This window comes from Blattabacterium cuenoti (genome assembly GCF_014251275.1).
Taxonomy (GTDB): Bacteria; Bacteroidota; Bacteroidia; order Flavobacteriales; family Blattabacteriaceae; genus Blattabacterium; species Blattabacterium cuenoti_AG.
This window is the reverse complement of the sequence record NZ_CP059183.1, coordinates 152,356-166,590: the sequence shown is the minus strand read 5'-3', so window position 1 is coordinate 166,590 and position 14,235 is coordinate 152,356. Positions and strand designations below refer to the sequence as shown.

11 protein-coding genes are annotated in these 14,235 nt (G+C 22.9%); 3 read left to right on the top strand and 8 right to left on the bottom strand.

From position 1 onward, the window contains the following. Window positions 1-2: 2 nt before the first annotated feature. Window positions 3-1,112 (bottom strand): Nif3-like dinuclear metal center hexameric protein, encoded by a 1,110-nt coding sequence (locus tag H0H76_RS00775; RefSeq protein WP_185855643.1) that lies wholly within the window; start codon window positions 1,110-1,112, stop codon window positions 3-5. A gap of 182 nt (window positions 1,113-1,294) precedes the next feature. Between H0H76_RS00775 and lipA the strand changes: the two genes are divergently transcribed. Beyond that, complete coding sequence (gene lipA / locus H0H76_RS00770) at window positions 1,295-2,146, top strand: lipoyl synthase (protein WP_185855642.1); 852 nt, start codon at window positions 1,295-1,297, stop codon at window positions 2,144-2,146. Here the strand turns inward: lipA and H0H76_RS00765 are convergent, their stop codons facing one another. After that, window positions 2,147-4,744, bottom strand: a complete 2,598-nt coding sequence (locus H0H76_RS00765; protein WP_185855641.1) for a UvrD-helicase domain-containing protein — start codon at window positions 4,742-4,744, stop codon at window positions 2,147-2,149. It abuts the gene before it with no gap. 138 nt (window positions 4,745-4,882) lie between these two features. Here H0H76_RS00765 and fbaA point away from each other — a divergent pair, with 138 nt between their 5' ends. Then, entirely contained in the window at window positions 4,883-5,950 is a 1,068-nt protein-coding gene (fbaA, locus tag H0H76_RS00760) for a class II fructose-bisphosphate aldolase (protein WP_185855640.1), read from the top strand. A 14-nt stretch (window positions 5,951-5,964) separates the two neighbouring features. Next, entirely contained in the window at window positions 5,965-6,804 is an 840-nt protein-coding gene (accD, locus tag H0H76_RS00755; RefSeq protein WP_185855639.1) for an acetyl-CoA carboxylase, carboxyltransferase subunit beta, read from the top strand. A gap of 10 nt (window positions 6,805-6,814) precedes the next feature. Here the strand turns inward: accD and guaA are convergent, their stop codons facing one another. The 6 genes from guaA to purF are packed head-to-tail and all read right to left on the bottom strand — an operon-like array spanning window position 6,815 to window position 14,213. Then, on the bottom strand, window positions 6,815-8,356 hold the full coding sequence (gene guaA, locus H0H76_RS00750; protein ID WP_185855638.1) for a glutamine-hydrolyzing GMP synthase: 1,542 nt from the start codon (window positions 8,354-8,356) through the stop codon (window positions 6,815-6,817). A 24-nt stretch (window positions 8,357-8,380) separates the two neighbouring features. Beyond that, window positions 8,381-9,616: a phosphoribosylamine--glycine ligase gene (gene purD, locus H0H76_RS00745; RefSeq protein ID WP_185855637.1), complete on the bottom strand. Its 1,236-nt coding sequence runs from the start codon at window positions 9,614-9,616 to the stop codon at window positions 8,381-8,383. Between the two features lie 9 nt (window positions 9,617-9,625). After that, a complete protein-coding gene (gene purH / locus H0H76_RS00740; protein WP_185855774.1) occupies window positions 9,626-11,149 on the bottom strand; it encodes a bifunctional phosphoribosylaminoimidazolecarboxamide formyltransferase/IMP cyclohydrolase in 1,524 nt (507 codons plus the stop codon). Between the two features lie 35 nt (window positions 11,150-11,184). Further along, a complete protein-coding gene (locus H0H76_RS00735) occupies window positions 11,185-11,748 on the bottom strand; it encodes a formyltransferase family protein (protein ID WP_185855636.1) in 564 nt (187 codons plus the stop codon). Between the two features lie 19 nt (window positions 11,749-11,767). Further along, a complete protein-coding gene (purM, locus tag H0H76_RS00730) occupies window positions 11,768-12,763 on the bottom strand; it encodes a phosphoribosylformylglycinamidine cyclo-ligase (RefSeq protein ID WP_185855635.1) in 996 nt (331 codons plus the stop codon). Window positions 12,764-12,773: 10 nt separating this feature from the next. Further along, entirely contained in the window at window positions 12,774-14,213 is a 1,440-nt protein-coding gene (gene purF / locus H0H76_RS00725; protein ID WP_185855634.1) for an amidophosphoribosyltransferase, read from the bottom strand. Between the last annotated feature and the right edge of the window lie 22 nt (window positions 14,214-14,235).

Genomic DNA, 14,235 nt, shown 5'->3' with positions numbered 1-14,235 from the left:
TTTTAATAAAAATATTCAATTGGGTTAGTAATAGTTTCAGATTCATAAACAAAAATAGAAGTAAAAATATTTTCTAAAAAAAATTTTATTAAATGTTTGGTAAATTTTTCAGATTCATAATGGCCTATATCCATAATTGTAATATTATATTCATTTTTGAAAAAATCATGATACTTTAAATCTGAAGATATAAAAATATCAGAGTTTTCTTGTATTGCATATTTAATTCCAAAACTACCAGATCCAGGAATCATAGATACTCTATTTATTTTTTTTTTTTTATTTATAATATTAGAATATCTAATACAAGATAAATTCATTTTTTGTTTTACATGAGAAATAAAATCATATATATTCATTTTTTTAATAAGATTTCCAACAAAACCAATACCCAAATAAGAACTATAATTTTCTATACTATAAATTTCATAAGCTACTTCTTCATAAGGATGATTGTCTAAAAGTGCTTTTTTTATAAAATCTAATTTGTGAGAAGGAAAAACAACACAAATACATGTTTCTTTTTCCATGTGAAAAATTCCTTTTTCTCCATGAAAAGGATTAGAATTATCATTTCCCATATATGACCCTATTCCATCAAAGTTATAACTGCATTTACTATAATTAGAAATATTACCAGCTCCTGCTTTAAATAAAGCATTTCTTACTTTACTAACATATTTATTTGGAACATAAGCATTTAGTTTTTTTATCATTCCCTTTTTTGGAATAAGTACTTTTTCTCTATTAATACCTAATAAATTAGACAAGTAACAAGTTGGGCCTTCCCATACAGAATCTAAATTTGTATGAATTACATATATTGATATATTGTTTTTTAAAGCCTTTATTATAATTCTTTCTGATGAGTTTTTTCCAGTTATTTTTTTTATTGGATAAAAAATAATAGGATGAAAAGATATTATAAGATTACATTTCTTACTAATAGATTCTAATAAAACTTTTTCCGTCAAATCTAAAGTAACTAATATATTTTCTATTTCTTGATAAAAATTTCCTACAATTAATCCTACATTATCATATGGCTCACTATACTCTATTGGAGCAAGATTCTCTAATTTATCAATTACATGTTTAACTAAAACTTTCATTTTTTAATTTTCATGATTAAAATCATTTTTTTCCTATTATTTATACTCATTTTATTATTATTCTATATAACCATTATAATCAGTATAAAGTATAATAAGTATAACTGGTGATACTATTATAACAATATATAATAATATTATAATAAAATATTATAATTTATAAAAAAAACATATAAAAAATTATGAATAGAAATATAAAACCAAAATGGATAAAAGTAAAATTACCAATAGGAGAAAATTATAAAAAACTTAAAAAATTGGTAACTACGCATAAACTAAATACAATATGTCAAAGTGCTAGTTGTCCAAACATAGGCGAATGTTGGGGAAAAGGAGTAGCTACATTTATGATTCTGGGAAATATTTGTACTAGATCTTGTAAATTTTGTGGAGTTAAAACAGGAAGACCTGGAAAATTAGATTTGGAAGAACCAAAAAAAGTAGCAAAGTCAATAAAAATATTACAAATAAAACATGCTGTCATAACTTCTGTAAACAGAGATGACTTGAAAGATATGGGTTCATCTATTTGGATAGAAACTATAAAAATGACACGATTTTTAAATCCATATGTAACTATAGAAGCATTAATTCCTGATTTTAAAGGGGAAAAAAATATAATAGATAAAATTATAGATACTAATCCAGAAGTAATTTCTCATAATATAGAGACAGTAAATAGGCTAACGAAAGTAATACGTGTACAAGCTAAATATGATAGAAGTCTAAAAGTCCTACAATATATTAAAGATAAAAACAGAAATATTCGTACAAAAACTGGGTTTATGTTAGGTTTGGGGGAAAAACAGGAAGAAATAATAGAAACAATGAAAGATATTAAAAAATCTAAAGTAGATATATTAACAATAGGACAATATTTGCAACCATCTTTAAATCATTATCCTGTACACAATTTTATTTTACCAGAAAAATTTCAAGAATTAAAAATAATTGGAATTAAAATGGGATTTAAATATGTAGAGAGTGGGCCATTAGTAAGATCATCTTATCATGCTGAAAAACATGTAAAATAATTAATAATATTTTTTATTTTTTCCGAAAACATATTTATATTTTTTTTCTTTCCATATTTTTTTTTTATACAAAAAACCTTTTATATAATGCGATATTAATTTTTTATTATCTAATTTTGAAAATAAAATTAGTTGTTCAATAGATCTAGTAGTAGCTACATATAATAAATTTATGTTATCTAACATTATATTTATCATGTAATCATTATAAATACTATTAATTTTTTTATCATTTATTTTACTAAAATAATGTGGTATATCTAAATACATAGTATTTAATCCATTATATAAAGAAGGATCAATATCAATACATCTTCCTTCTCTATATCTATTTGAAATAATTTTCCAATCTATAAATGGTAGTATTACAATAGGAAATTGTAGACCCTTTGATTTATGAATGGTCATTACATGTAATGAATTTTTTTTATATGAGTATATAACACTTTCTTTATGTTTTTTTTGTTCCCAATAATACAAAAAATCTGAAATAGTATTTACTATATTTTGTTTTGTAATTCTATAAACAAAATCTAAAAATGAATATATATATCCACTGTTTTTACTATTTAATAATTTAAAAGATTCTATTATAATTTCTATTATTTGATATAGTGATTTATTGTAATAATTTTTTAATGTAATAGTATCATTGAATAAAATTTTTTTGAAAAAAATATTTAATGGTAAAAAAATTGAATTTTCAATGAAATTATGTATATTTTTTTTAGTATTAATAAATTTATTTTTTAATAAAAATAAAATTAAATAGAATCTTTTTTCATAAGAGTAAGGATTGTAAATTACATATAGAACATTTATAATAATTTTTATGTTAATATGATTTTTCATTAAAATCTTACCATAAGTATTTACATAAAATCCATCCATAATTAATTTTTCAGATAAAAAATTACATTCTTCATTAGTTCTTACTAATATAGATATATCAGATAAAAGATATTTTTTATTTAATAAAATTTCAATTTTTTTTTTTATTTTACTGTATATACATTCTTTATAACTATTTTTAGTTTCAAAAAAACCTTTTTTAAAGAAATTTAATTCTACATATCCATCAGAATTTTTGAATGTTTTTTGTACAGTATTTTTGTATACATTTTTATATATTGTAGAGGTAAATACATTTGAAATATAGGAATACAATGAATTATTAAATTTAACAATTTCTTTATTACTTCTATAATTTATATCTAATGTTTTTATCTTTTTTTTATAAAATTTTGTATGAGAATTTACTAAATTAATAAATTGTTTAGCATCTCCTCCTCTCCATCTATATATAGATTGTTTAACATCTCCTACTATTATTACTGATCCATTTTCTGATAATGAATTTTCAACTAAAATTTCAATATTTTTCCATTGCATATAAGAAATATCTTGAAATTCATCTATAAAATAATATTCATATTCCATTCCAATTTCTTCATAAATTTTTGGATATGAATAATTAATTTTTTCATAAAGAATTTTGTTTAATTCTGAATTTAGAATAATACCCTTACTTTTTTTTAAAAAGACAAATTCTTTTTCTATTTCATGAATAATAGACAATAAATTGATATTTTTTAATAAAAATTTGTCTAACACATAATAAAAAATATTTTTTTTATAAAAATTTTTTGTTTCTTCGTATAAAGAAATAATTTTTTTTCTATGAGTTTCAATCAAATTTTTCTGTTTTTTGTTATAAAATGTTTTAGAAAATAATATTCCATTTTTAATGTTTTTTTCAAGACGTTTTTTTACAGGATCAATAATGAAATTTTTTATTTTTATATTGTAAAAAAAATTTGATAAATCTGAATATATAAAAGAACTTTTATTAATTGATGTTGATTTTAAAAAATTAAAAAATTTATTTCCTTTATTTTCGCATGATATTTCAAAATCTATAATTCTTTTAACTAAAACTTTCTTTAATTTAATAAAATTATTTAAAGAATAATTTCTAATTTTTTTAGCAAAAAAATAATGATTTTCGTCTATCATTAAAAATGCCATTTTGTAAATTTCTTTTTTTATATCCCAAGATTCCCCCATTTTAAATTTTTCTAAAGAAAATTTAACTAACAATTGTGCCCATTTTTTAGATTTTTGTAATTTTTGCATAATATTTTTTACTACCTCAGATAAAAAATGATCTGTATCCATTTCTAAGGAAATTCTTTTATTAGTATTAGATTTAAAAGATTGGACAATACGATAAGTAAATTTATCAATTGTACTGATATTCTTGGAAAAAGAAGAAAAATCATTTATAATTGCATCTAATATTTTTTTAGAACGGTCATAAAATTCTTCATCAGTTAAATCAAAAGTTTTTATAATAAAATTATAAATTTTATAATAATCTTTTTTAATTTTTTTATTTGAAAAATCTTTTATACAATCAAAAATTTTTTTCTTCATTTCATCAGATGATTTTCTGGTGAAAGTTAAAAATAAAATTTTTTTAAACCCCTCATTATAAGGAGTTTTAAACAAAATATAAAGATAGCTATTTATTAATATAAAAGTTTTACCTGAACCAGCAGAAGCATGGTATATTTTTAATGTTCCAGAATCTAACATATTAATTAAAAAATATAAATATTTTAGTAAAATATTATAGTATAAAAAAATTAAAATTGTTAATTTGCAATTCAATTCCATAAAAAAAAGTATTTTTTTTTACAAAAGACATCTTCATTAAAATAAAATTGTAAAAATATGTATAGAAAATTCCCATTTGGAGTGGTTACCGGAAATACCGTAAGAGAAATATTTGAATATGCTAGAGATAATTCTTTTGCTATTCCAGCTGTAAACATAATTGGATCAAATACAGCAAATGCTGTAATGGAAACTGCAGTAGAAGTTAATTCTCCTGTAATTATACAGTTATCTAATGGTGGGGCTCATTTTAATGCTGGAAAAGGATTAAAAAATTTACATCAAGAAGCGGCCATAAAAGGAGCAATAGCTAGTGCTATGCATATTCATGAATTAGCTACTTTTTATAAAGCTACAGTTATACTCAATACTGATCACTGTCCAAGATCTTTTTTACCATGGATAGACGGATTAATGAAAGCTAATGAAAATTATTTAGAACGTTTTGGAAAAACTTTGTTTAGTTCACATATGTTAGATTTATCTAAGGAATCTTTAAAAGAAAATATTAACATTTGTGAAACTTATTTTTATAGAATGAATAAGAGTAATATGACAATTGAAATAGAACTTGGAGTAACAGGTGGAGAAGAAGATGGTATAGATAATTCTAATATAGAAAATAATAAGCTATATACTCAACCAGAAGAAGTTTCATATGCATATGAAAAATTAAAAAATATAAGTGATAATTTTATCATAGCTGCTTCATTTGGAAATGTACATGGTGTTTATAAACCAGGAAATATTATTTTACGTCCTGAAATATTAAAAAAAACACAAAAATATATTCAAAAAAAATTTAACACTAAAAAAAATCCAGTTCATTTTGTTTTTCATGGAGGATCAGGTTCATCTAAAAAACATATAGAAAACTCTATTAATTATGGAGTAGTAAAAATGAATATAGATACAGATTTACAATACGCTTTTACTTGTGGAGTTAGAGATTACATGGAAAATAATAAAGAATATATAAAAAAACAAATAGGGAACCCTGAAGGAAAATATTTACCTAATAAAAAATATTATGATCCTAGAGTATGGCTTAGAAAAGGAGAAAAATCATTTGTAATTCTTTTAAAAGAATATTTCAAGTTGATGAATAATATTAATACTTTATAGAAAAAAATTTATATATGGCTTGGTTTTTAAGAAAAAAAAAGAATATTATAACATCTATAGATGATAGAAAAAATATACCCAGTGGATTATGGCATAGGACTCCTACTGGAAAGGTTATAGATACAGATCAATTAAAAAAGAATTTTTATGTAAGTCCAGAAGATGGATATCATGTAAGAATTCATAGTAATGAATATTTTGAAATTCTTTTTGATAATGGAAAATTTTTAGAGATAAATGTAAAAATGACTAGTAAAGATCCAGTAAAATGGGAAGATTACAAAAAATATACAGATAGAATAAAAGAAGCAAAAAAAAAAACAGATTTATATGATGCAATTAGAACAGGAATTGGAAATATGGAAGGAATGAAAGTTGTAATATCTTGTATGGATTTTTCGTTTATTGGTGGATCTATGGGATCTGTAGTAGGTGAAAAAATTTCCAGATCTATTACTTATTGTATAGAAAAAAAATTACCATATATACTTATATCAAAATCTGGTGGAGCAAGAATTATGGAATCTTCTTTTTCTTTAATGCAAATGGCTAAAACTATAGCAAAACTTACACAATTACGTGATACTAAATTACCTTACATTTCTGTACTTACAGATCCTACTACAGGTGGAGTCTCTGCCTCTTATGCTTTACTTGGAGATATAAACATAGCAGAACCTGGTGCTCTTATAGGATTTGCAGGACCTAAAGTAATTAGAGAAACAATAGGTAAAAGTTTACCAAAAGGATTTCAAACTTCTGAATTTTTAATGGATCATGGATTTATAGATTTAATTTCTCCTAGAACTAAATTGAAAAAAAATATATATAACTTAGTATCTATGATGATTTAGATATATTTTTCTATTGCCATTCAATAGTAGATGGGGGCTTTGATGTTATATCATATACCATTCTATTAATACCATTAATTTCGTTTATTATTCTATTTGAAATTATCTCTAAAAATTCATAAGATAAAGGATAAAAAGTAGAAGTCATAAAATCTTCTGTTTTAATAACTCGCAATACTGCTACATGTTCGTATGATCTTTTATCCCCCATTACTCCTACAGATTTTATAGGTAGTAATATTATAAAAGCTTGACTAATGTTATTATATATATTAAAATTTTTTAATTCTTGTAAAAGAATATTTTCTGCTTTTCTTAGAATAGAAATTTTTCTTTTATTTATTTTTCCAATAATTCTTATACTTAATCCAGGTCCTGGAAATGGATGTTTGTATAAAATTTCTTTTGGAAGTTTCAAAGATTTTCCTATTTTTCTAACTTCATCTTTAAATAACTTTCTTAATGGTTCAATTAGTTTTAATTTCATACACTTTGGTAACCCTCCTACATTATGATGAGATTTTACAAAATTATTTAATCCTACATTTTTATTTATAGAAGATTCTATTACATCTGAGTAAATAGTTCCTTGTGCTAAAAATTCAACATTATTAATTTTTCTAGATTCTTTTTGAAATAAAGTAACAAACTCTTTTCCTATTATTTTTCTTTTTATTTCAGGATTATATACTCCGGTTAATTTTTTTAAGAAAATATCTACAGCATCTATTACTTTTATAGAAAAGTTCATTTTTTTACAAAAAAATTGTATTGTTTTTTTTTCTTCTTTTAATAAAAAACCAGTATCTATAAAAATACAAATTAAAGAATTTCCAATTGCTTTATTAATTATATATGCAGTAACAAAAGAATCTAATCCACCAGAAATCCCTAATATTACTTTTTTATCAGAAACAATATTTTTTATACTATTAACTTGTTTTTGAACAAAATCTTCTAATTTCCAATTTTTATTGCATTTACAAATATTAATAACAAAATTTTTTAAAATACATTTTCCATATTCTGTATTTTTTACTTCAGGATGAAATTGTACTGCATAAATATCTTTTTCTTTATGCTTATATGCAGCTATTTTACAGGAATTAGTATGGGCAATACTTTCTAATTCTTTTGGATTATTTTTTACTTCATCATAATGACTCATCCAAACAACAGATTTCTTTGGTACATTTTTAAATAAAAAATTTTTTTTATCTGTAACTAAATAAGATTTTCCATATTCTTTATAATTAGATTTTTTTATTTTTCCTCCAAAAATATAGGATATAAGTTGCATTCCATAACAAATTCCAAGAATTGGAATATTTAATTCAAGAATTTTTTTTGATATTAATGGAGCATTATTTTTATATACAGAAAAAGGCCCTCCTGATAAAATAATACCTTTAGGATTTTTTTCTATAATATCATTTATAAATATATTATGGGGTAACAATAAAGAATAAACTCCTATTTCTCTAATTCTTTTTGCAATCATATAACTGTATTGAGATCCAAAATCTAATACAATAATTAAATTTTTTTTCATTTTTTGCACTTTTATTCTATTATTCTATGAACCTATATCTTTACGGAAGTAAAGATTATCGAATTTTATTTTTTTTGCATTTTTATAGGCAATTTTTATTGATTCATTAATTGTATTTCCAAGCCCAATTATGTTAATTACCCTTCCACTGGTAGTCACCCATTTTTCTTCTTGTTTTTTTGCCCCAGATATATAAAAAGGTTCTTTTAATGAATTAATACCTGATATAATTTTTCCAATTTCATATTTTTTCGGATATCCTTTAGAAGATAAAACTATACAACAAGAATATAATTGTTCCCAAAACATATCTATTTTATCAAAAGAAGTAATAATATTTAAAAAATTATTTTTCATCAATGGTAAAAGTGTTTGAGTTTCTGGATCTCCCATTCTAGTATTATATTCTAATAAATATACTTTTTCACATGTTATCATTAATCCAAAATATATAAAACCGAAGAAAATTAATTTTTCTGAAATCAACCCCTCATAAGTAGGATCTAATATATTTTTTTTAAAATCCATCCAAATTAAATTATTCATATGAGGATGAGGAGAAATTGCACCCATTCCACCTGTATTTAATCCAATTTCATTTTCTCCTATTTTTTTGTAATCTTTGGAAGATATAAAAGGAGTAATATATTTTCCATTAAAAATTGTTATTATTGAAGCTTCTTCTCCTTGTAAAAAATTTTCTATAATAATTTTTTCCCCAGATTTTCCAAATTTTTTTTCTATCATGATTTCTCTTATTGCTTTTTTTGCTTCTTTCTTATTATTTGTCAATAAAACTCCTTTTCCAGAAGCTATACCGTTAGTTTTTATTACTAAAGGAAATTTTTTTTTATCTAAATAATTAATTGCATCATCATAACAATGGAAAATTTCATAATTAGGGGTCCTAATTCCATATTTTTTCATAAAAAATTTTGAAAAACCTCTATCTCCCTCAAGTCTAGCTGATAAGTAATTAGGACCTATTATCCTCAATCCATAAGAATGAAATATATCTACAATTTTTTTCATTAAAAAAACTTCAGAACCTACAATAGTTAGATCAATATTATTTTTTTTAGAAAAAAGTGCTAATTCTAACATAGAATAATCATTTATATAATTTCCTATATTTATTCCTATTAAATTTGTTCCTCCATTACCTGGATAGAAATAAAGTCTTACAAAAGGATTGTCTTTCAATATTTTTTTACCAATAGCATGTTCTCTTCCTCCATTTCCAAGAATTAAAATTTTCATATATTTTCATTAATGTTTAAAATATCTTATCCCAGTAAATGCCATGGATATTCCAAATTCATCACAAGCTTTAATTGATTCTTCATCACGTATAGACCCTCCTGGTTGAAGAATTGCACGAATTTCACCAGATTTTGCAGCTTCATAGATAACGTCCTTAAAAGGAAAAAATGCATCAGATACAAGTACTAGTCCTTTTTTTTTCTTTTTTAATGCTCTATTTATTGCTTGACTAGCTGCCCAAATCCTATTAGTTTGTCCACCGGAAATCCCCAAAGTTTGAGTCCCTTTAGCTATCACAATTGCATTAGATTTAACATATTTTACTACTTTGTTTGCAAAAAGTAAAGATTTTTTATCTTCATTGGAAAAATTTTTCTTTGTAACTATTTTATAATTATTTTCATCATGAAAAAAGTAATCTGAATCTTGAACTAACAACCCACCATCTATTTGTACGTATTCAGTTTTATCTGAAATAGGTTTATTTATTTTTATAATTCTTAATTTTTTTTTTACTTTAAGTATTTTTAATGCATTTTTTTCACAATCAGGTGCAATTATTACATCTATAAAAAGTAGATTTATTTCTTTTGCTAATTCACTTGTAATAGTAGTATTTATTGCTATAACACTTCCAAAAGATGAAATAGGATCGGCTTCATAAGTTTTTTTAAAAGCTTCAATAATATCTTTTCCTATAGCTGCTCCACAAGGTGTAGAATGTTTTACGCTACAGCAAGCTGGTTCTGTGAATTGAGTAACTATCTTCCATGCAACATCAACATCTCTTATATTATTAAAAGAAAGTTGTTTACCATTCAATTGTTGAAAATTATTCATTGCTCCTGTTCCATAATGATTAGAATAGTAAACAGCTTTTTGATGTGGATTTTCCCCATAGCATAATTCCATCTTTTTTTTGAAAAATAAATTAAAATAAATAGGAAATTTATCTTTTCCTAAAAGATACTTATAAATGATATTATCATAATATGAAGTAAAAAAAAATGCTTTAACTGCTAATTTTCTTCTTAGTTTTAAACTTGTATATCCAAAATTTTCTATATCATTTATAACTAATTCAAAATCTTCATTATCTACAATTGGTGTAACATGCAAAAAATTTTTTGCTGCTGCACGTATAATAGATGGACCTCCAATATCTATTAATTCAATTAAATAATCATGGTTTTTATTTTCCTTATGTTCAATAAATGGATAAAAATCAATAACAACAATATCAATGCAATCAATATTATAATTTTTTATAGACATCATATGTCGTTTTATAGTACGATTTGCAAGTATTCCTCCATAAATATTTGGGTGGATAGTTTTTATTCTACCATCTAGTATTTCAGGAAATGAAGTAATATCTGATATTTTTATTATATTATGTAATCCATTTTTTTTTAAAAATTTGTAAGTCCCATCAGTAGAAATAATTTTATATTTTTTTTTATATAAAAAATTTACAAAATCAAGTAATTTTTTATTTTTTTTGTAAACACTAATTAGAGCTCTTTTCATTTTCATAATAAGTAACTTGAAAAAATTTTTATAAATTATAAATTTTTTATAGATTTAATTAATATTTCTCTCTCTATAAGAGAAACTTTTTTTGATAATGAAAGAACAGTTTCTTTATTAGAAATTTTGCAAGATTTTTTTAAAATAATAGGGCCTTTATCTATATTTTTTGTAACGTAATGAACAGTAGCACCTGATATTTTTTCTTTATTATTTATTACTGATTTATGAACTTTCATCCCATACATCCCTATTCCACAATATTTAGGTAAAAGTGATGGATGAATATTAATAATTTTTCCTGACCATTTTTTACAAAATAGTTCGTCAAGTATTGATAAAAATCCAGATAAAACTATAACATATGGAAAATGTTTTTTTAATATTTTATCTATTTTTTTTGATAAAAATTTATCCTTTTTCAAGGAAAAAGTTTTTATATCCCTTTTTTTTGCATATTTTATTGCATCACAATTTCTATCAGAAATAACTGAATCTATTATAAAATCTGATAATATTTTTTTATTAATTGCCTGAAAAATATGCTTCATATTAGTACCTTTTCCAGAAACTAAAATAGATATGGCTTTGTATTCCATATAGTAAATTAAATATTTTTTATTTAAAAAAAACTTTTTTACTTCCTTTTACAATATTGCCAATAATAAAGGGGGATTCTCTAAGTAAATGTAATTCATCTAAAATTAAATTTACTTCTTTTGAAGAAACAACAATTATTATTCCTACTCCCATATTAAAAGTATTTAACATTATTTCATCTGAAAGATTACCTTTTTTTTGAATAAATTCAAAAATAGATTTAAAATTAATAGGAATTTGATCTATTTTAACTATAGCTGATAAATTATTTGGAATTATTCTACATAAATTATTCAATATTCCACCTCCAGTAATATGAGCAATACCATGAATTGAAAATTTTTTCAATAAATTATAAATAATTTTATAATATATCCTAGTAGGATTCAAAAGTGTCTCATAAAGAGGTTTTTTTTTAAAATCTTTTCTAAAGTCTTCTTTAGAAAAGATTTTTCTAATTAATGAAAATCCGTTGCTATGCACACCTGATGAAGGGATCCCAATTAAAATATCATTTTCTTTAATAAGTTTTTTACCATTTATAATATTGTCTTCTTCTACAATTCCTACGCAAAATCCAGAAATGTCATAATCATTTTTTCTTTTGTAAAATCCTGTCATCTCTGCAGTCTCTCCTCCAATAAAACATGTATTATTTTCTTTACAAGAAACAGATATTCCTTCTATTATCTTCTCTATAATATTAAAATCAAGTTTTTCACAAGCTAAATAATCCAAAAAAAATAAAGGAGTTGCTCCATGACACAAAATATCATTTATACACATAGCAAAACAATCTTTTCCAATTACATCGTACTTTTTATAATCTAAAGATAAACGTAACTTAGTTCCTACACCATCAACTCCAGATACTAAAATTGGTTTTTTATATTTTATATATTCATGTATTTTATAAAATGCAGAAAAGTCTTCTAAAGTACTTAAAACTTTATAATTATAAGTATTTTTTAAAATTTTACTAATTTTATTTATAGCAATGTAATTTTCTTTCATTATATGTTTTTTATATAATACAGTTTTTTTTATCAACTGGGTAATTTTCTGTAAAACATCCAAAACAATAGTTTTTTCCTCCTAATATTTCTAGCAAATTATCCATACTTAAAAATTCCAAACTATCTACATTTAGTAGATTTTTAATACTATGTTTTTCTATGTTATATGAAATAAGATCTTCTTTATTTGGAGTATTTACTCCTAAATAGCATGGAGCTATAATAGGGGGTGATGCACTTCTGAAATGAATTTCTTTAGCTCCTGCTTTTCTTAAAATAGTAACTAATCTTTTACTAGTTGTTCCACGAACTATGGAATCATCAATAATAACTATTTTTTTCCCCTTTATTTCATATAAAATAGGATTTAACTTTAAATTTACTATTTTTTCTCTCATTTCTTTTTTAGGTAATATAAACGATCTTCCAATATATTTATTTTTTACCAATATTGGTTTAAAAGGAATTCCAGAAGCTTTAGAATATCCAATAGCAGCTGGCACCCCAGAATCTGGAACTCCAATTACAACATCAGCTTTTACTGGATATTGATTATAAAGTTTTTCCCCACTTTTTTCACGAATTTTGTATACACTTAAATTTTCAATTAAAGAATCTGGACGAGAAAAATAAATATATTCAAATGAACATATTCTTTTTTTTACTTTTTTTGTAAAAAAATAAAATTTAATTGATTTATTATTAACAATAATTATTTCACCTGGAAATACATCTCTAACATAAATTCCCCCAACTGAATCTATTCCACAAGTTTCTGAACTAAATATATAAGTTGATTTATTTAACAATCCATAACATAAAGGTCTAATTCCATTTGGATCTCTAAATGCTGCTATTTGATCGTTCATTAAAACTATTACGGAATATGCACCTATAATGTCTAAAGTTGTTTTTTTTATTGCTTTTTTTAAACTATTACCAAATTCTAGCAAATATTTTTGTATCAATCGTAATATAACTTCCGAATCAGAATATTCTGATATAAAATTTATTCCTTCCGATTCTAGTTTATTACGAATAATTTTAGCATTAACCAAGTTACCATTATGAACAATAGATATTGTACTTTTGCCAAAAGAATTAACCCCAAAAAAAGGTTGAATATTTTTTTTACTTTGACCTCCTTCTGTAGAATATCTTGTATGACCAATTACAGCATTACCATTATAACATTCATCATTAGAAATTTTACGAAAAAAATCTAAAACAAGACCTTCATTCTTGTGAGATATAATATATCCATCTCGTAATACGGAAAATCCACATGCTTCTTGCCCTCTATGTTGTAATGCAAATAACCCAAATTGAATTAAAGTAAAAGTATCTATATTTTTAGGTGAATATACTCCAAAAATACCACACTCATCATGAAATTTATCATAAAAATCATTATGATTTTTTTTTTTTATAATAGAATAAAATATCATATTTTTTTCTTTTTATAAAAAT